The following is a 17,835-nucleotide window of genomic DNA, read 5'->3' as shown; positions in this document are numbered from 1 at the left end:
AACCATGACACGTGGGCCATGACCGTTTTTCACGCCAAAGACACCCCCGAGATTATCCTGAATCATTTCATCTGCATATTTTTCCAATTCACCACGCATAAATGCACGTACGGGATGCTCATTACCAGGAGCACCTTGTAATTCGGTTAACGTTTTGAATAGCTCCAATGTTTCCTGCTTCATCATTATCCTCCTTGATCCCTGCTTATGTATAAACCTATTTTAGTATAACGAAAATCTGCGTGCAGTTTCCACTATCCACTACTGTTTTTTATTTTCTATTTTTACAGGATTGCGGTATACTAGTTTATGAAGCATTGTTCATCGGTTTTAAATTTATAGCTTGAGGTGATTTTTGATGGGAATGAAGAAAACAATACTAGCAGCTGGCTTAGGTGTTGCCGTTGGTTATTTTGCGAAACAACAGATTGATCAAATGCAAAAAGTAACACCTGAAAAAGCATTGAAACAAGCAAAAGAAACATTTAAGCGTCAAGGACCGATCAGCGGTTCATGGATTTATATGAAACCAGAAGCCATCGAAAAAAATGGATTAACGTATCATGCGTACCGTGGCGGTGTTACCCGCAATATTGATGGGGAAAACAAACAATTTGAATTTCATGTTGATGTTGATACTGGCGCAGTCATTGACTCTGTTCAAACAACATGATTCAAAAGCTGCTTCTTTTCAGAGGCAGCTTTTTTATATAGATTACTGAAACTTCAGCTCGCAAATAGAGCCATCCAAAAGTGGATAGCCCGTTTCCCTATTTATACTCATAACGTTCTCGTTTTACCTCATCAACCTTTTCTCCTGTATCGTTAAATTTAATGGCCCGATAATACGCATCATGATAAAAGGTATACCATGCATGCTTTTGATAACCAATATCCATCCATTTCTCCTTTTGATGAACCGATGTCACTGGATAGTCATCATAGGCAAGCGCCCACAATTTATTTTGATGGGCATGTGTCGGCATGATATCTGCCATGTGAATAAAACTTTCGTCTCCGTCGTCAAATACGATAATACAATGTCCATCACTGTGTCCGCCCGTATGGATCATCCGCAATCCATCGGTAATTGTAACTTCCTTCGTAAATGGTATCACTTGCTCTTGAATTGGTTTCCAGTTCATCTCCCAATATGTATTGGCCGAACGTATATTAGGGTTGCGCATCTCATTCCATTCAACATCGGATACGTGTACAACAGCGTTTTCAAATACAGGCACAAACGTGTCTCCTGCTTTTTTAGTTATTCCGCATGCATGGTCAAAATGCAGGTGAGTCATCAAAACCTCGTCAATATCGGCGGTTGTTAATCCTGCTGCCGTTAACGACTGGTCAATCGATGACTCTTCTTTTACGCCAAAATTACGTAATTGTTTTTCAGTAAATTTCTCATTTCCTATCCCTGAATCAATGACATAATTCTTCCCGTCAAGCTGCAACAAAATTGGGTCTGTTCGTAACTCAATTTGATTTTTTTCATTGTATGGATATTTTTTCCCCCATAACGCCTTTGGTACGACTCCAAACATGGCGCCTCCGTCAAGGAAATTAACCCCGCCATTTAGCCACGTTAGTTTAGCACGTCCAACTTGTAACGTCTCCATTCTATCTTCCTCCCTTCTCCTCTACTCCAGTTTACCGAAATATTAAAAATCCCGCAAACGCTTGCAACTACAAAAAAGAGCCTACTGTATGCAGACTCTTCCATATTATTTAAATCGTGCCCGGCAACGATAGATAATTTGTCCTTTAGCAGAAAATTTCTCTTCATATTCCGTCATAACATTGGAAGGATCCTGCAACTGATGCAAATCCAAACTGACCTCTTCTAATTGCATGCCAAAAGTTGAAAAACGAACAAGCGAGTACTCAAACAAGCCGCGATTGTCTGTTTTCATTGTCAATTCGCCGTCCGGTTGCAAGAACGTCCGGTACTTTTCTAAAAACGCTGGATATGTTAACCGGCGTTTCTCATGCCGATTCTTCGGCCATGGATCGGAAAAGTTTAAATACATCGCAGCCATTTCATTTTCGGCAAAAACGTCTATCACATTCGTGGCGTCCATATTCACTAACAATATGTTTTGCTGACCGGATTCGATGATTTTCTCTGCGGCAGTTACAATGACGCTTTTACTCAATTCAAGTCCAATAAAATTAACATCAGGATAACGAGCCGCCATTCCTTTTAAAAATTGCCCTTTCCCGGTACCAATTTCCAAATGAATGGGATTATTATTTCCAAAAACAGACCGCCATTTGCCTTTATGGTTACTTGGTTCCGGGATAATTAACTGACTATTGGCAGCCATAAATTCATCGGCCCAAGGTTTATGACGTTGACGCATATACATTAAATCTCCTATCTATATGAAATATCACCAGTTTATGCCAAGCATCACCTGTTTAAAAATGCAAACACTACGGATGTGAGGTGATTTCCAATGACATTAACCGTTCATGATCAATTAATGGTGTTACATGATATACTGGGTGAGCATACAATGGAACGCTCCGGTGAAGTGGCGGAATATCAACAAATAAAACGATTAGTGCAGTCCATGATGGCCAAAAAGCGCATAACAGACAAACAGCTTCTTAACATGCTACCGGAAATATACAACTATGGCCGCCAAGGAGAAAATGCCCAGAATTCTCCGGAACATGTAGCCACAAATAAAAAAAACATTGAAAACTGGATGAACGCTATTACAAACGTCCATTTCGAATAATTTGCTCGACGTGCATATTCAAATCACGTAAATCGTGCAACCGATCGTGGACTTTATGCTTCTCCATACGCCCTTGATGCCAATGTAAATAATTTAATGAGTCAGCAATCAGATACCAATACATCCGTTCAAATAACCGTTTGTGGTCCGTCACGCCGTATTGCTTTAACCAATAATTCCAATCTTCCCTCGGAATATACCAATTGAGCACCATACCAAAATCCATCACAGGGTCAGCAATCATCGCATTGTCCCAATCAATCAAATAAAGCTGACCTTTCGTTGTTAGTAACAAATTGTTATGGTTTAAATCGCAATGACAAACCACTTGTTTTTGTTCACGGGTAACTGGTAATAATAGCTGTAAATAACCTAACGCATCCTGAACTTCACTATATTGCTGACTAAGTCCGCTCGTTGTGATTTGCTTTTTAAGATGATGATAACTGACATCAGGGGTGATCGGTTTTTTCCCCAATCGCATCAGCATGTGCAGCAATTCCGATGAATGGTGAATTTTACGTAACAGTTCAGCCACCCGGGGATGTTGCATTTCTTCTGGTTTTAATTCTCTTCCTTCCAGCCATTCCTGAGCCGTGATCACATCACCATTTTCCATCCGTTTTGTCCAAACAAGCTTCGGAACAATTCCCTCTGCAGATAGAACAGCCAGGAATGGGGAGGAGTTACGTTTTAAGAACAGCCGTCTGCTTTGATTTTCGGCAATATAAGCATCCCCAGTTAATCCGCCAGCAGGTGCGATATTCCATTCATTTCCAAGTATGCGGTTAAGCCAATTCACCTTTCATTCCTCAAATCTCTTATTAAAAGTATGTCCGCTTCGTCTGTGTAAAAAGGTAAACGGTCGCTTACACATTTCTCTAGTAATCCTTAAAGTGAGCATGTAAAATTATAACCCAAATATATATTTTATAACGACATTGAAAAAATTACAAATGTGAGTAGATAAAAACAAAGGAGAAAATAAAGCTGGTTAATTACTTATAAAAAAGAAGGTTAAAAGCCTTCATATTTTAAACTGACCGCTTTAAACCTTCGACAGCAATATTTTTAAATGGTCCAATTCCCGTAATGACAATTTCAACACGGTTATGTTTAAATTGGATCCCTTTTTGAATATAAACCGTTACGTCATCACACTGATGTTTTTCATAGTTTCCCTTTTTTGGATCCTCGTAAGAAACCTCCAAATCTTCAAATGCCACACAACTACGTTCAACATCCATTCGGAAAATCGTCAGGATATTCCCTTTCTCTTCAAGGAACTTTTTTGCTTTGTCTTCGATTGAAATTTCAAGTTCCATTACCCCAACCTTCTCCTTTCTATTATAAAGGGGCTCATTTTGTTTGCCAAAATAGCATACTAAAAATAGACTGCGAAACCTTGCTTCTCTGTTGCTTATTTTTCAGCTGATCCCAAGAGTGGATGTATCTGATCATCCTTCAAATTTGCACCTGACAACGCGATTGGTCGTCCCTGCTTCATGACCACACAGGAGTGACAATGGCCTGTTTGGCCGTCCACCTGATAGGTAATGGGCTTCTTTGAAACAATTTGCAATCGATTTACCGTCCGCACATCTACTCCCTTAAAACGGACGTGTTTGCCAGTAAATACGGTTATAAATAATGCTAATACTTTCCATTTAGACGCAGAATGAAAGATTAACACCGGAAAACTCCCAGGCTGAACTCTAGCATCGGGAATAATTTTCATCCCCCCGCCATAAAATGGGTGGTTTGCAATGGTGACCATCCAGCAGTCTGTTATACGTTCTTGTTTTCCATCAATCGTGATATCAACGGTCAACGGCTTAAAGGTAAATAATATCTGCATGATTGCAATCGCATAACTAGCCGTCCCAATGCCAAATTTATTTAGGAGTTTCTTATAAAAGGACTGATTTGCACGCTCGGTAACCAATGCATCAAACCCAAAGCCCATGCTATTAACAAATATCCGTTCATTTGTATCATTGACGCGATAATTGCCAAGCCAATAGTCACTCGCCTGTTTTTCGGTGACAATTTTCTCAAAAACCGCTAATGGGTCCTTATCAATCTTACACCCTCTGGCAAAGTCATTACCTGAGCCGCTAGGTATAAACGCAATAGATGTTACCTTGGGATATAATCCATTCATTACCTCATGCAATGTTCCGTCCCCACCAATGACAATGACACAATCCGGTTTTTCCGGTTCCATCGCAATTTGCCTGGCAATTTCTTCTGCATGGCCATCATACGCTGTCATATCCGCCCGACACGCTATTTGCTGATAAAACTCACTATGTTTTATCCGGAAATAATTCCGTTGAGCCTTTCCATTACCTGCAGTTGGATTAACAATGATCCTGTACATTTTTAGTCCGCAACTCCCTTGTCTGGCAGACCTAATTAAAGGCTTCTTCCTTGCATACCATACTAATTCCACAAAAACAGAAAGATTCCTGCTAAACGGAGATTAATTTTGGACGAAATGTTTTATCTACGTTCATCCATTGTAAATATGGATGAATCGTCTTCCCATTCCGGACGTTTGACCGAGGTTGTTTGACAATACTTCAACAGTGCATTAGCTGCCTTTAATTGACGATTTTTCAATGGAGATACGAAATGCCGCTTTTTGGAAAACCACTGACTATAGTATTTTTTATCAACTAGTTGCACGTTATATGGTTCCGTTTTCACATTTATAAAATTAGTCCGGGATAACACAACTTTACGCACAGGAAAGTCAATCTCTTCTTTAAGCAGAATACTTTTAATAATATGCGCCGTACGCTTTAAAGCTAGCAGCGGACTTAAGATGGATTCCTGTTGCTGATTCGCTTGAATGTGCCATGTACGGTCGTTTGTGAAATGGATTATTGCCTGGCTATCGGCTTCCAGCACATAAATGATTTCAATTCCGACTGGGCTAATGAGAATAATCTCGCCATCAACTGAGGCTTTTTGCACTGTTAAAATTGGATAATACATCACGAAATAGGTATCCGGAAATCGGTGCAAAAAATATTTTAATAGCTTGTCTTCGTTATAGTCTGACTGCATAAACGAAACATCCGTAACCGTCGATGACGCCCATTTTAATTGAATAGGAAAAAGTTTGTCCAAAAAATAGTGCTTTAATTCTGTTTCCGAAGATGGTAAGCTTTGCTCTTGAATTTCAGATTCCACCGGGTTTCGTTTTAATAATGCTTTCCATTTTGAAAAGGGGGATATGTCTTGATCAGTGGACTGTTCGTTCACCCGAGACTCTGCTGGCTGGTCCCATAATGCATATAACTTCCTCCAATTTTCTTGTTTCATCCGCAAAAATTGACTGGGGTAGCGGTACATATTCCATTCATAACGCGAAATATAATCTTTCAGTTTAATTAACTGTGCCATGAGTTCCTCCTCTTAATTCATAACTGGAAACCTTTTTATATTTAGGTGTTTGCTCAGGGTATATTTGAAACAGGACAACTTGTGTAACGCGCATTTTATCTATTTTATGCTGATAGTTCTCCATGATATTCGGCAGTTCATCATTGCCATTTGTACCAGCCCACTTTTTAGCCAGTGTGATATGTGGTCGGTATGGTCGTTTTTCTTTAGCAAAGCCATACGCAGTCAGACTTGATTCCACAACTTGGTGCAGCTCGCTTAACCGTGATTGCTGTCGCGCACCTGCCCATAAAACACGAGGGTTGTTGGCATTGCCAAAGGTACCAACTCCGCCAACATGGAGTATAAAGCTATCCTGATTTTCTAATTGTTGTAAAGTCTGGGCAACGAGGTGGATTTTTTTATCTTCCACAGGTCCTAAAAATTTTAATGTGATATGTAAATCATGCTTGTTTGTCCATTGCTTGTAGGGGAGCAGCGGTTTTAACTCCTTCTGCCATTGGAAAAGTGTTTTTTTCCACTCTGTTGAAACAGGTATACCAATGAAATAATGCGGAAAAGACGTCAACTGTATCCCTCTCCTTTTCATCGCAGTAACGATGAGATGGTAATGCTTATTCCTATTTTATTAAACTTTTTCACTTTAATCCAAATGAATTTAGGTGTAGAATATAATTAGAAAGTTTCAAAAAGGAAGGTAAATAGGACATGTTTGCTGCGAACAGCTACCGATCTTGCAGCTTTTAAACGTTTTTGTCTTTACTATCTTTTTGAACTTCTATGACGTCTAAGATTCACGCACCACAGTTTTAATGCTACATTAAGGAGTGGTTTTTTGAATCAGCCAACATCTAGAATGCTAACAAGAGTCAAGTCCGTCTACCTTTATATTAAAGACAAAGGGACGGTAACAACGACAGAACTAGCCGAAGAGTTTGGAACGACAGACCGTACCATCCAACGGGATTTACATGTACTGGATTACAATGGTCTTGTAGACAGCCCGATGCGTGGTAAATGGAAAATCACAAATAAAAAAGTAAAAATTTCGTAAACGCGAAATCTGACAACTTCTGTAATTGAGCAATAAGATAAGGCCGACATTAGGTGATGTCGGCTGCTTTTTTTAGATGTTTGCAATAAGTAAGCTCATCCTTCGTCAACTCTCGATACTTACCAAGTGCTAATTGATTATCAAGCTGCAAGCTACCCATCGTCAGACGTTTTAAATACGTTACACGTTTATTCACTGCCGCAAACATCCGTTTAACCTGATGGTACTTTCCTTCCGAAATGGCAACAGTGATTTCCGATACCTTACCTGCCTGAAGAATACGTAATTCCGCCGGTTTTGTTGTATATCCATCATCTAATACAATCCCATCACGAAATAAAACGATATCGGTATCCGTCACCGTACCGTCAATGGTTGCATAATACGTTTTGATGACCGCTTTTTTTGGTGATGTCAGCTGATGGGCGAGTTCACCATCATTCGTCAACAGTAACAATCCTTCTGTATCTTTATCGAGTCTGCCAACTGGAAACAAATCCACATGGCCATAATCACTGCGAACCAAGTCAATCACAGTTTTATCACGATCATCTGTAGTTGCCGATACTACTCCTTTTGGCTTGTGCAGCATGATATAGTAATGCTTTTGATAGCGAATCTGTTTACCGGAAGCAGTTATGATATCTGTTTCTGGGTCAACCTGTTCAGCGCCATCTTTGACAACTACATCATTAACCAGCACCTTTCGTTTTTTTAGCAAGGCTTTTACATCCTTGCGACTGCCTATCCCCATATTAGCCAATAACTTATCCAGTCGCACAAACATCCTCCTATCTTCTGAACACACGATCTAATATGCGAATCCGATTGCCTAAAATCCGTTCAAGTAATGTGGAGAAGTATCCAAGCCAAAGATAGACGCCTCCACCAACCACGACACCAACAATCAGCATGATAACTGCTGCCAATCGGTTTGATTCGTATGGAAGAAACATACCAACAACCCATTCAACAAACCATAGTACGAGAGCCATGATCAGCGAAAAAATACCAATCAAAATAGTACGTTTGATGGTCTGTTTTAACGGAAAGCCAATCGAAACAACTACTCGCCATAAATTGAGCAACACTGCTATCCCTACAGCTAGTCCAGTACCAAAGATTGCCCCTTTGGCACCAAATGTATAGATAAGTTGAATATTAAATAGTATTTTGAGCAACAAACCTGCCGACAAACTTATCACAGCAAAACGCTGCTGGTTTATCCCCTGCAAAATCGATGCAGATACAGTAAACAAAGCAAACAGCAACGCAACTGGTGCATACCATGCCAATAATGGACCGGTAATTTCAATATGTTTTAACCCAAACAAGGCTCCATATATGATATCGGATAACATCAGCAGCCCAACTGCAGCTGGGATAACAAGAACCATAACAATTTGCAAAGCCTGGTTGATCTGCTGGTACAACGATGACCAGTTTTTTTGGGTAAATGTTTTCGTCAATGCAGGCAAGATAGCTAAAGATAAACCAGTTGCGATGGTGACCGGAATAATGATTAGTTTATGTCCATTACCATTAATAGCAGAATAAGCAACCTCCCAATTGGATTTATCGATTGCAGCCATTGCTCGTTCAAAAGTAAATTGATCAACTAATTGATATAGTGACGTTGCTATCCCAACGACAACAAATGGACCCGCATAACGAAATAATTCGACAATCAAATCTTTTGTCGATATCTGATACGTTTGTTCCTGCTGCTGTACCTGTTGGTTAATATGTGTCTTTCGTTTTTGCCAGTATACCCACAAAACAATACACGAGGCTAAAGCCCCAATAAATGCAGAAAATGTGGCGAAACCAACTGCAGTGGAAATGGTTCCATCTAACAGTACCAGTACAATATATACCGCGCCTAATAAAAACACAATCCGAATGATTTGTTCCACAACTTGTGATATGGCAGTTGGTCCCATGGATTGATAGCCTTGGAAAAATCCGCGGACAAGACTCATTGCCGGGATAATTAGTAAAGCAAAACTTACCATTCGAATTACCATCGCTACATCGGCTGCCGAAATCGTTCCTGCATCTTTAGTCGTGATCATTAAATGAGCAAGCGGTTCTGCACTAAAGAATAATACGAAAAAAGCCAACAATCCAGTAACAGCCATCAACAACATACCAGTACGAAACATACGTAAACCCGTTCGATAATCACCTAGCGAATTATATTTTGATACAAATTTGGACACTGCTAATGGTACCCCGACTGTGGAAATACTTATAAAAATATTATATGGGATGTACGCATAGGAATACAGTGTAACTCCTGTAGCACCAACCAATTCATTAAACGGAATAAAATAAATCATTCCTAAAAATTTTGATAAAAATGTCGCACCCGTTAATAACATGGTGCCTCTGACAATATTATTCGACATTATTTCACCTGCGTCTTTATGTGATTTTACCTCTAATTGATTATTTTATCACAGATAATGGAAGGTAGGATAACAATTCCTTTATTTTCTTTCTACGACAGCAGCCTTACAATTATAATAGGCATTGGCGTAAAAACATGGTACGCTATTGGCTAGAAAGGAATGAGTTCGTTGACATATGATGTGATTGTAATCGGGGGCGGACCTTCAGGATTAATGGCCTCCATCGCAGCCGCCGAACAAGGCGCAAAAACGCTGTTAATCGAAAAGGGAAAAAAACTCGGGAAAAAACTCGCCATTTCTGGTGGCGGCCGTTGTAATGTTACCAACAAACTGCCGCAAGAAGAAGTGATCCGGCATATTCCAGGCAATGGCAAATTTTTATATAGTGCATTTACCGTCTTTAATAACTATGATATCATCGATTTTTTTGAAAATATGGGTGTTAAGCTGAAAGAAGAGGACCATGGACGGATGTTTCCTGCTTCCAATTCAGCTAAAACTGTGGTTAATGCGTTAATTAACAAACTGCATGATCTTCAAGTGGAAATGCGGATGGAAACTGTGGTACAGGCCATTCATTATCAAACAGACAAGCATACAGTCATTCTTGAAAATCAAGAAAAACTGGATACAAAATCGGTCGTGATTGCTGTGGGCGGAAAAGCTGTCCCTCATACAGGTTCCACCGGTGACGGGTATGCATGGGCGAAAAAGGCCGGACACACAATTACAACTTTATACCCGACAGAAGTTGCCCTTACTTCTAATGAACCGTTTATTAAACAAAAACGATTGCAAGGACTATCCTTAAGAGATGTATCGTTAACCGTTTTAAACAAAAAACAAAAACCAATCATCACGCACCAGATGGACATGTTATTTACTCATTTCGGCATCTCCGGCCCCGCCGTACTGCGTTGCTCCCAATTTGTCGTGAAAGAATTGATGAAAGGAAATACCGAAGTCCAAATGGTGCTTGATGTGTTGCCAGATAAAAACGAACAACAGCTTGTAAAATCAGTGTGGGAAACCATGGAACAAAATCCGAAACGAACCGTTAAAAATAACTTGAAAGGACTTGTTCCCGAGCGTCTGCTTGCCTTTATTCTGGAAGAACATCATGTAAGGGAAGATGACAAAGCTGCAAATGTCGCTAAAGAAACGATTCGCGCTATTATTCACGATTGTAAACAATTCACTTTTGCAGTGCATGGGTCGCTGCCGCTTGATAAAGCATTTGTCACTGGTGGTGGTGTTTCCTTAAAAGAAATCGAACCACGTACAATAAAATCAAAACTAATGAATGGACTTTATTTTTGCGGGGAAATATTGGATATTCATGGATATACTGGTGGCTACAATATCACCTCCGCACTGGTTACCGGTCGATTAGCGGGAATAAATGCAGCAACGGAAGCATTGCAGTAAAGTACCACAACTGGTATCTCCTTCCTTGCATGTTTTCCCTTACAAAATGCCATCCTAAACATGTACGGGGACAACCAAAACAGAGAGGATTTGGTACGAAATGCAAAAGAGTGAAATGTGGATACCATTAATCACTTCTGTCGGTGTTGGCGCAGCAACGTATTATTCCATGACCAAAAACAATCAAAATTTTGGTCAGGCGATAGAAAAGATGGTACCTTTTGTTTCGCAAATAAGCGGTAATGGAAATATGGGGAATAATCAACAAATGCAAATGAATTCCAGCAGTTATGGAAACAGTGGCAACAGCCAAAGCAGCCAAAACAATCAAAACCAGCACAATAGCTCGTATCAAATGAGCTAACGTGATAAGTGGACGTGTCATGAATAGTGACACGTCCTTTTTTTGGGCTCATCTAAAGGAGGAATCGTGGGGGCTGGAACATCAGCCGAATTCGGTGAAACATCATCCTAAGTGTAGAAAAATCAACCGGATTCAGCAAAACATCGACCCCAGAGCAATTACCTCACCCTGAGCAGTTTATTACGTATTCAATCCTGGAAGTTTTATACTAGATACGTGGGATAAAAAATTTGGAGGGATTATTGATGGAAGCTCGATTAGATTATTATGCGATTGCACCAGATGCAACCAAGATCATGTTTGAATTTGAAAAGTACATGCATAAAACCAACCTTGATTCGATGTTATTGGAACTGGTTAAAACACGCGCATCGCAAATAAACGGCTGTGCCTTCTGTTTGGATATGCATACCAAAGACGCCCGTGCTAAAGGGGAATCCGAACAGCGTTTATATGCGTTAAACGCCTGGAGAGAAACGGACTTTTATTCTGAAAAAGAACGAGCAGCCTTAGCGCTTACCGAAGCGATTACGCAAATATCCACCAACCATGTTCCCAATGAACTTTATGATTATGTTAGAGAACATTTTGATGAAAAAGATTTCGTTGACTTAGTCTTTGCCATTAATACGATCAACAGCTGGAATCGTATCGCCATAACAATGCGAACTATTCCGGGAGAATACCAACCAAAAAAATAGTCAACGAATAGCTCACATAAACGTCACATTTCAATCTGCCTATTGTGAGAAATATCACAGTATAATAACCCGTTTACCATTATCATCAATCATGTAATGAAATTATTTTCACTAGGAGTGGTCATAATGGCAAAGACGGTTGAGACATTTGACGGATGGTATGCACTGCATGATTTCCGCACAATAGATTGGGAGAAATGGCAGCAAACATCAGAGTCTAAACGTTCCGAGGCACTTCAAGAGTTTCAAGCATTAGTAAATATGTGGCAATCCGTTGCAGATAACAAACAAGGAAGTCATGTTATTTATTCCGTGGTTGGCCAAAAGGCTGATCTCATGTTCTTGCTCCTGCGTCCAACCATGAAAGACTTAAACAAGCTTGAGAATGAATTCAATAAAACAGCGCTTGCCCATTACATGCAGCCTGCATATTCGTACGTTTCCATTATTGAAAAGAGTACGTACACCAAACGTCAAACAGATCCGTACGAAGACCCGGCAATGCGAGCAAAACTGTATCCTGCGATACCTACCACCGAATATATGTGTTTTTACCCAATGAGTAAACTGCGCGGTGAGAATAACAACTGGTTCACCCTGTCAAAAGCAGAACGTGGCCGGATGATGTACGAGCACATTGATACATGTAAAATATACACGGACGATGTGAAACGAATTATTACCGGTTCCATTGGATTTGATGATTATGAATGGGGAGTCACCCTATTCTGTGATGATGTATTAAAATTCAAGAAGCTGATTTATGATACACGATTTGATGAGGTTAGTGCGAAGTATGGAATCTTTGGTTCATTCTTTATTGGTTGTTATCTGCCAAATGAGGATATTACTTCCTTTTTCCAAGTGTGAGGTAAGTTTAAAAAATGGTTCATTCCACAGTACAAATGTACCGCGGATGAACCATTTAGTTTTAGTTTTTCCTTATTTCATTGGTTAAACGAATAAATTCTTCTGCATCTTTGGTCATTAATTGAATCCCTGCTGCCCAAAATTCTTGCTTGGTTAAATCAACGCCCAAATGTTTTTTAGCCAAGTCTTCTACTTTCATCGAACCTGTATCCTTTAACAATGCAATATATTTGTCCTCAAAGTTTTCCGGGTTTCTCAGATATGCTGCATAGATTCCTAAGCTGAATAAGTAACCAAACGTGTACGGGAAATTATAAAACGGAACTTCGTCAATAAAGAAGTGCAATTTACTGCACCAGAAGTGTGGATGATAACTCGACAAACTATCCCCATACGCTTGTTTTTGTGCGTCAATCATTAGCTCATTTAACCGTTTTTCCGAAACAATTCCCTTGGAACGCTCCTCGTAAAAGGCATTTTCAAATAAGAATCGAGCACGAATGTTTAAAAACATCGCCGTAGCATTTTCAAGCTTGGAATTTAACAACGTAATTTTCTCCGCTTCTGATCCTGCGTTTGCTACGGTGGCATTGCCAATAATAGTTTCGGCAAACGTACTGGCTGTTTCTGCAACATTCATGGCATACTCCTGATTTAAAGCAGGCAAATCCTTCATGACATGACTATGAAAAGCATGCCCCAACTCATGCGCTAAGGTACTCGTATCATTTGGTGATCCGGTAAAAGTCATAAAAATACGTGATTCCTTAAACTCCGGAAGCGCCGTACAATACCCTCCTGGCCGTTTGTTTGCACGATCTTCTGCCTCTACCCATCGATTTTCCAACGCATGTTTCGCAAAGCCGGATAACTTGGGACCAAAGGAAGCAAAATGATCGATCACAAAATCACACGCTTCATCATATGTAAATCGGGCTGGTTTCCCATTACCCAAAACAACTGGCGCATCCACATCCTGCCAACCCAATTGTTCCATACCCAGCAGGTTCGCCTTCTGGTTTAAAAAGTCAATAAACGGCTGTTTATGATTGTCAACGGCAGCCCACATGGCATCAAGCGTTTCTTTGGACATCCGATTATATTCCAATGGTTCATCTAGGTGATTTTCCCGATCATGAGCACGCTGCAATGTAATCCGATAGCCATCTAAATGGTTAATATTCTCGGCAAAAATAGGTGCATATTTCGCCCATGCTGTCTCCCAATTTTCAAAAAGCTGTTTACGAATTTCAGGATCTGGATCAGCATACATTCGATTCATCGCCTGTCCAACAGATAGTTCCGTTGCTTTTTCATTTTTGTCGATAAAAGGAATGGTCATGATGGAAACAACAGTATCATATAAACGACTCCAAGCGGTCAAGCCATCTTTATTTAATTCGGTGATTAGCTTTTCTTCTTCCTCTGATAAAAGACGCTTCCCCTTGTCGCGTATTTCATTTAATGCAAATGAAGTCTCCTTTAATGCCTCATCTTCCAAAAGCTTTTTCCAATCGTTGTCCGAAATGACGACAAGTTTTTTCATTAAGGTGTTTGACAGCTTTTGCATGTTGCTGTTAAGGTCCATTACTTGCCCCATCACCACACTAGCATGTTCATCATCCATGTATGCATCATGACACATTTGAACAAACGTAGCCGATTGACCGATTCCTTTTTCAATGGTTTCTTGTTTTTGTAGAATAATTTTTAGCGTTTTTGCCGAAGGATCTGTTTCAAAATTCCATTTGTCCAGCATCTTTTTGTAGGCGTCAATTTCTTCTTGAATATTTTTCAATTTCACTTGTAACGCTTCCGATGTCGTACCTCCAGAAAAAATACTGTCTAAATCCCACGTATCGATATATTTCATTTTCTCATCCCCTTATCTTTCTATTTTAAACGTTTCAACCCGAATATGAAACTTGGACGACGTTTCCACGTCATATCTTCATTACAGCTATGAAGTTCATTTGCTTAGTAACTTAATTATTCGTTTGCCTTTGCCAATTCATAAATAGCTTGTGTATAAATGGCCGTTGCTTTCAATAAATCATCCACGATGGCATATTCATCCTTTTGGTGCATCACATCCTCACGTCCTGGGAATAACGCCCCAAAAGCAACCCCGTGGTCAAGTGCACGTGAGTAAGTGCCTCCGCCGATCGCAAGCAATTCTGCTTTTTTACCAGTTTGCTCTTCATACACCTTTTGTAATATTTGAATAAGTGGGTCATCCTTTTCGACATACGTTGGCTTGGAATCGGAGAAATTTTCTAATTGTAGACCTTTTTCCTCCAAGGTTGTTTGAATCTGTGTTTTCCCTTTTTCAATATCAAATGTAACCGGATAACGCATGTTTAATCCAATACGACCACCGATTTCTTTACTATAGTTCATGATGCCCACATTAATGGTTAACTCACCGGATTCCTCGTCTTGATAAGGAATATCAAATACCTCGCCACGGGAATGATTTAAAAATTGCGCCACCGAGTCAACAAACTTCTTTCCTGATGCATCAAGCTTTAATGACTGCAGAAACTCTGCCATAAAAATACCAGCATTTTTCCCGTTTCTTGGTTCCGCACCATGGGCACTTTCTCCAACCAATGTCAAAACGACTTCCCCATCATTTTTGGCAGCCTTTCCGTCTAACCCTAATTTAGTGAGAAATTCTTGATATTTTGGTTCTAAATCTGTCGTTTCACCTTGGACTTTTAAGTGGACTTCTGCAAAATCCGGGACCATATTATATCTTCGCCCCGACTCAAACGACACCAATTCAATTGCGGCATTGGATTGTTCAGCTGAGGCTGGTTGTACCATATCAAAATCAGAAATCCCCTTCTCGGCGTAAATAATTGGGAAATCTGCATCTGGAACAAATCCCATACTTGGCATTTCTTCCTTTTCAAAATAATGATCCACACCTCGCCAGTCGCTTTCTTCGTCTGTTCCAATAATCAAACGGACTCGTTTATCCAGAGAAATTCCAAGCTCTTTAATAATTTTCATACCATAATAAGCAGCAATTGTCGGCCCCTTATCATCACTGGATCCGCGGGCATAAATTTTACCGTCCTTGACAACCGCCCCATAAGGATCAACACTCCAGCCATCCCCTTCTGGTACAACATCTACATGGCCCAAGATACCGAGAAGCTCATCACCGTTTCCCATTTCCAAATGTCCTGCCAGATTTCCGACGTTTTTTGAAGTAAATCCATCCTCCTCTCCCAAATCGAGCATGTACTGCAATGCGTCTTTTACTCCTTTACCAAGCGGAGCATCTGATGTGGAGCCTTCTTCATCCAACACACTTTTTATTTGCAAAAGCCCTTGCAAATCTTTAATGAAATCTTCTTTTCGTTTTAATACCTCATCCATCCAATTGATCGTCATATTACATCTTCACTCCTATTTGTTGGTTTTGTATCCATTTCCCTCATACCTCTATATTTTACCCGTTTGACCAATGATAATAAATGAATATATTTTGACTAACTATTTGTTTCATCAACTTTAACTTACCAGTTGGAAGGAATACATCCTTTTTTTGAGTAACATGAATTACTCGTATAATTCCCCTGGCAACACCAAAAACATAACCTACAAAAAGTCCCAAACCAACACCAAGTAACAGTAATATTTTTGGTGATAAATTTAAAATGGATGGAGTATTATTTCCAATCCAATATCCACCGAACATCCCTAAAAATATTACCGGACCAATGATCAATAATCGATGTGAAACAGAGCTAAGCATAAAATCATGAATTTTTTTATCCATTTTAATAACCTCCTCCACTAAAATTAAACATCTTATATCCATAGCATTAATACAAACATCAATTACCTCTTTGAAAGAAAGTCTCCTGTTCTCCAAAATATACAAGAATTCATCACCTAGCGTTTTCTCCACTTCTTAGGATACAAATATATAAGCCACTTCATATTAAACCTAACCTTCTAAAACCTAATTTTGTGACAGTGTCCATTTCAGTTAACTTTCTTTGCAGATACTCCCTGCCTTCAGAAGTAATTTGATAAGGTTTTCTTCTGTCCTTTGCGGGAATAGCCTCTATGAATTTGTGTTGTTCCATACGACTAATAGCCCCATACAAGGTTCCAGGTCCAATGTGAATGTCATATGATTTTTCAATATCCTCCATGATCGCATACCCGTGTTTGTTTCCCTCAGCTAAACTAATTAAGATAAATAAAGTCGGTTCAGAAAATCGATCAATTGAGCTCATGTGCTTTACAGTCTCCTTTCAATTATTATATTTAACGTTATATCGTGAAACGTAATAATAAACCATAACAGAATAGATGTCAATCAATTTTCCATTTTTCATATTATTATTCGCGAATACAATCGTCGTTTACTTATGTTAGGCCTTCATCATCTGACAATTAATAGCTTTGGAATATCAGTTAAAAGTAAAAAGGTTACGATAAGGAGTAAAGAAGTAATCAGAGACAGGTATGCGCTCGAAACTTTCCATTACTAGGACAGGCTTATAAACTTAAAAAAACACCAAGATACAATTTTGTATGTATCTTGGTGTTTTTTATTTTGCCTGGCGGCGTCCTACTCTTGCAGGGGCAAAGCCCCAACTACCATCGGCGCTGGAGAGCTTAACTGCTGTGTTCGGCATGGGAACAGGTGTGACCTCTCCGCTATGGCTACCAGACCTTACATATAGGATTTATACCCTAAAAACTAAATAAGAGTCATCCAAACAACGTATCAAAGATATAGATAAGTCCTCGATCGATTAGTATCCGTCAGCTCCACGTGTCACCACGCTTCCACCTCGGACCTATCAAC

Annotated in this window: 20 protein-coding genes, 1 rRNA gene and 1 pseudogene; 7 read left to right on the top strand and 15 right to left on the bottom strand. The window is 39.7% G+C overall.

The window, feature by feature from the left end; genetic code table 11:
• Nucleotides 1–183: pseudogene (locus WMZ97_RS08815) on the bottom strand (peptidase M28); the annotation flags it as partial.
• Between the two features lie 175 nt (nucleotides 184–358).
• Here WMZ97_RS08815 and WMZ97_RS08810 point away from each other — a divergent pair.
• Nucleotides 359–673 carry a PepSY domain-containing protein gene (locus WMZ97_RS08810; RefSeq protein ID WP_343271715.1) on the top strand — a complete coding sequence of 105 codons (315 nt, stop codon included), beginning with the start codon at nucleotides 359–361 and terminating at the stop codon, nucleotides 671–673.
• Between the two features lie 97 nt (nucleotides 674–770).
• Here the strand turns inward: WMZ97_RS08810 and WMZ97_RS08805 are convergent, their stop codons facing one another.
• Complete coding sequence (locus WMZ97_RS08805; protein ID WP_343271714.1) at nucleotides 771–1,625, bottom strand: YtnP family quorum-quenching lactonase; 855 nt, start codon at nucleotides 1,623–1,625, stop codon at nucleotides 771–773.
• A gap of 105 nt (nucleotides 1,626–1,730) precedes the next feature.
• Nucleotides 1,731–2,369 carry a tRNA (guanosine(46)-N7)-methyltransferase TrmB gene (gene trmB, locus WMZ97_RS08800; protein WP_343271713.1) on the bottom strand — a complete coding sequence of 213 codons (639 nt, stop codon included), beginning with the start codon at nucleotides 2,367–2,369 and terminating at the stop codon, nucleotides 1,731–1,733.
• Nucleotides 2,370–2,465: 96 nt separating this feature from the next.
• Between trmB and WMZ97_RS08795 the strand changes: the two genes are divergently transcribed.
• Nucleotides 2,466–2,753 carry a YtzH-like family protein gene (locus WMZ97_RS08795; RefSeq protein ID WP_343271712.1) on the top strand — a complete coding sequence of 96 codons (288 nt, stop codon included), beginning with the start codon at nucleotides 2,466–2,468 and terminating at the stop codon, nucleotides 2,751–2,753.
• Here WMZ97_RS08795 and WMZ97_RS08790 read toward each other — a convergent pair.
• From WMZ97_RS08790 to thpR, 5 genes are all read right to left on the bottom strand, one after another.
• Entirely contained in the window at nucleotides 2,731–3,555 is an 825-nt protein-coding gene (locus WMZ97_RS08790; protein WP_343271711.1) for a phosphotransferase family protein, read from the bottom strand. The genes WMZ97_RS08795 and WMZ97_RS08790 overlap by 23 nt on opposite strands.
• Before the next feature lie 232 nt (nucleotides 3,556–3,787).
• Nucleotides 3,788–4,078 (bottom strand): CC/Se motif family (seleno)protein, encoded by a 291-nt coding sequence (locus tag WMZ97_RS08785; RefSeq protein WP_343271710.1) that lies wholly within the window; start codon nucleotides 4,076–4,078, stop codon nucleotides 3,788–3,790.
• Between the two features lie 95 nt (nucleotides 4,079–4,173).
• Complete coding sequence (locus tag WMZ97_RS08780; protein WP_343271709.1) at nucleotides 4,174–5,136, bottom strand: diacylglycerol/lipid kinase family protein; 963 nt, start codon at nucleotides 5,134–5,136, stop codon at nucleotides 4,174–4,176.
• A 122-nt stretch (nucleotides 5,137–5,258) separates the two neighbouring features.
• On the bottom strand, nucleotides 5,259–6,167 hold the full coding sequence (locus WMZ97_RS08775; protein ID WP_343271708.1) for an NERD domain-containing protein: 909 nt from the start codon (nucleotides 6,165–6,167) through the stop codon (nucleotides 5,259–5,261).
• Entirely contained in the window at nucleotides 6,151–6,735 is a 585-nt protein-coding gene (thpR, locus tag WMZ97_RS08770) for an RNA 2',3'-cyclic phosphodiesterase (protein ID WP_343271707.1), read from the bottom strand. The genes WMZ97_RS08775 and thpR overlap by 17 nt, the downstream gene beginning before the upstream one ends.
• Before the next feature lie 267 nt (nucleotides 6,736–7,002).
• Here thpR and WMZ97_RS08765 point away from each other — a divergent pair, with 267 nt between their 5' ends.
• On the top strand, nucleotides 7,003–7,221 hold the full coding sequence (locus tag WMZ97_RS08765) for a DeoR family transcriptional regulator (RefSeq protein WP_343271706.1): 219 nt from the start codon (nucleotides 7,003–7,005) through the stop codon (nucleotides 7,219–7,221).
• 49 nt (nucleotides 7,222–7,270) lie between these two features.
• Here WMZ97_RS08765 and WMZ97_RS08760 read toward each other — a convergent pair whose 3' ends face one another.
• The gene (locus WMZ97_RS08760; RefSeq protein WP_343271705.1) at nucleotides 7,271–8,002 is read right to left on the bottom strand and encodes a pseudouridine synthase; all 732 of its coding nucleotides are present in this window, start codon (nucleotides 8,000–8,002) and stop codon (nucleotides 7,271–7,273) included.
• 10 nt (nucleotides 8,003–8,012) lie between these two features.
• Entirely contained in the window at nucleotides 8,013–9,632 is a 1,620-nt protein-coding gene (locus WMZ97_RS08755; RefSeq protein WP_343271704.1) for a putative polysaccharide biosynthesis protein, read from the bottom strand.
• 171 nt (nucleotides 9,633–9,803) lie between these two features.
• Here WMZ97_RS08755 and WMZ97_RS08750 point away from each other — a divergent pair, with 171 nt between their 5' ends.
• From WMZ97_RS08750 to hemQ, 4 genes are all read left to right on the top strand, one after another.
• Nucleotides 9,804–11,063: a BaiN/RdsA family NAD(P)/FAD-dependent oxidoreductase gene (locus tag WMZ97_RS08750; protein ID WP_343271703.1), complete on the top strand. Its 1,260-nt coding sequence runs from the start codon at nucleotides 9,804–9,806 to the stop codon at nucleotides 11,061–11,063.
• 100 nt (nucleotides 11,064–11,163) lie between these two features.
• On the top strand, nucleotides 11,164–11,427 hold the full coding sequence (locus WMZ97_RS08745) for a hypothetical protein (RefSeq protein ID WP_343271702.1): 264 nt from the start codon (nucleotides 11,164–11,166) through the stop codon (nucleotides 11,425–11,427).
• A gap of 245 nt (nucleotides 11,428–11,672) precedes the next feature.
• Nucleotides 11,673–12,128: a carboxymuconolactone decarboxylase family protein gene (locus WMZ97_RS08740; RefSeq protein ID WP_343271701.1), complete on the top strand. Its 456-nt coding sequence runs from the start codon at nucleotides 11,673–11,675 to the stop codon at nucleotides 12,126–12,128.
• A 126-nt stretch (nucleotides 12,129–12,254) separates the two neighbouring features.
• Nucleotides 12,255–12,998, top strand: coding sequence for a hydrogen peroxide-dependent heme synthase (gene hemQ, locus WMZ97_RS08735; RefSeq protein WP_343271700.1), 744 nt, complete (start codon nucleotides 12,255–12,257; stop codon nucleotides 12,996–12,998).
• A gap of 61 nt (nucleotides 12,999–13,059) precedes the next feature.
• Here hemQ and WMZ97_RS08730 read toward each other — a convergent pair whose 3' ends face one another.
• The 5 genes from WMZ97_RS08730 to rrf all read right to left on the bottom strand — a co-directional run bounded on the left by WMZ97_RS08730 (nucleotide 13,060) and on the right by rrf (nucleotide 17,698).
• Nucleotides 13,060–14,871, bottom strand: coding sequence for a M3 family oligoendopeptidase (locus WMZ97_RS08730; RefSeq protein ID WP_343271699.1), 1,812 nt, complete (start codon nucleotides 14,869–14,871; stop codon nucleotides 13,060–13,062).
• A gap of 116 nt (nucleotides 14,872–14,987) precedes the next feature.
• The gene (pepV, locus tag WMZ97_RS08725) at nucleotides 14,988–16,403 is read right to left on the bottom strand and encodes a dipeptidase PepV (protein WP_343271698.1); all 1,416 of its coding nucleotides are present in this window, start codon (nucleotides 16,401–16,403) and stop codon (nucleotides 14,988–14,990) included.
• A gap of 58 nt (nucleotides 16,404–16,461) precedes the next feature.
• On the bottom strand, nucleotides 16,462–16,791 hold the full coding sequence (locus tag WMZ97_RS08720) for a hypothetical protein (RefSeq protein ID WP_343271697.1): 330 nt from the start codon (nucleotides 16,789–16,791) through the stop codon (nucleotides 16,462–16,464).
• Nucleotides 16,792–16,951: 160 nt separating this feature from the next.
• Entirely contained in the window at nucleotides 16,952–17,257 is a 306-nt protein-coding gene (locus WMZ97_RS08715) for a PadR family transcriptional regulator (protein WP_343271696.1), read from the bottom strand.
• 325 nt (nucleotides 17,258–17,582) lie between these two features.
• A 5S ribosomal RNA gene (gene rrf, locus WMZ97_RS08710) occupies nucleotides 17,583–17,698 on the bottom strand.
• Nucleotides 17,699–17,835 lie beyond the last annotated feature (137 nt).

Source organism: Lentibacillus songyuanensis (genome assembly GCF_039548255.1).
Classification (GTDB): domain Bacteria; phylum Bacillota; class Bacilli; order Bacillales; family Amphibacillaceae; genus Lentibacillus_C; species Lentibacillus_C songyuanensis.
Note: the sequence above shows the minus strand (reverse complement) of the source record. Positions and strands in the feature narration are given on the sequence as shown.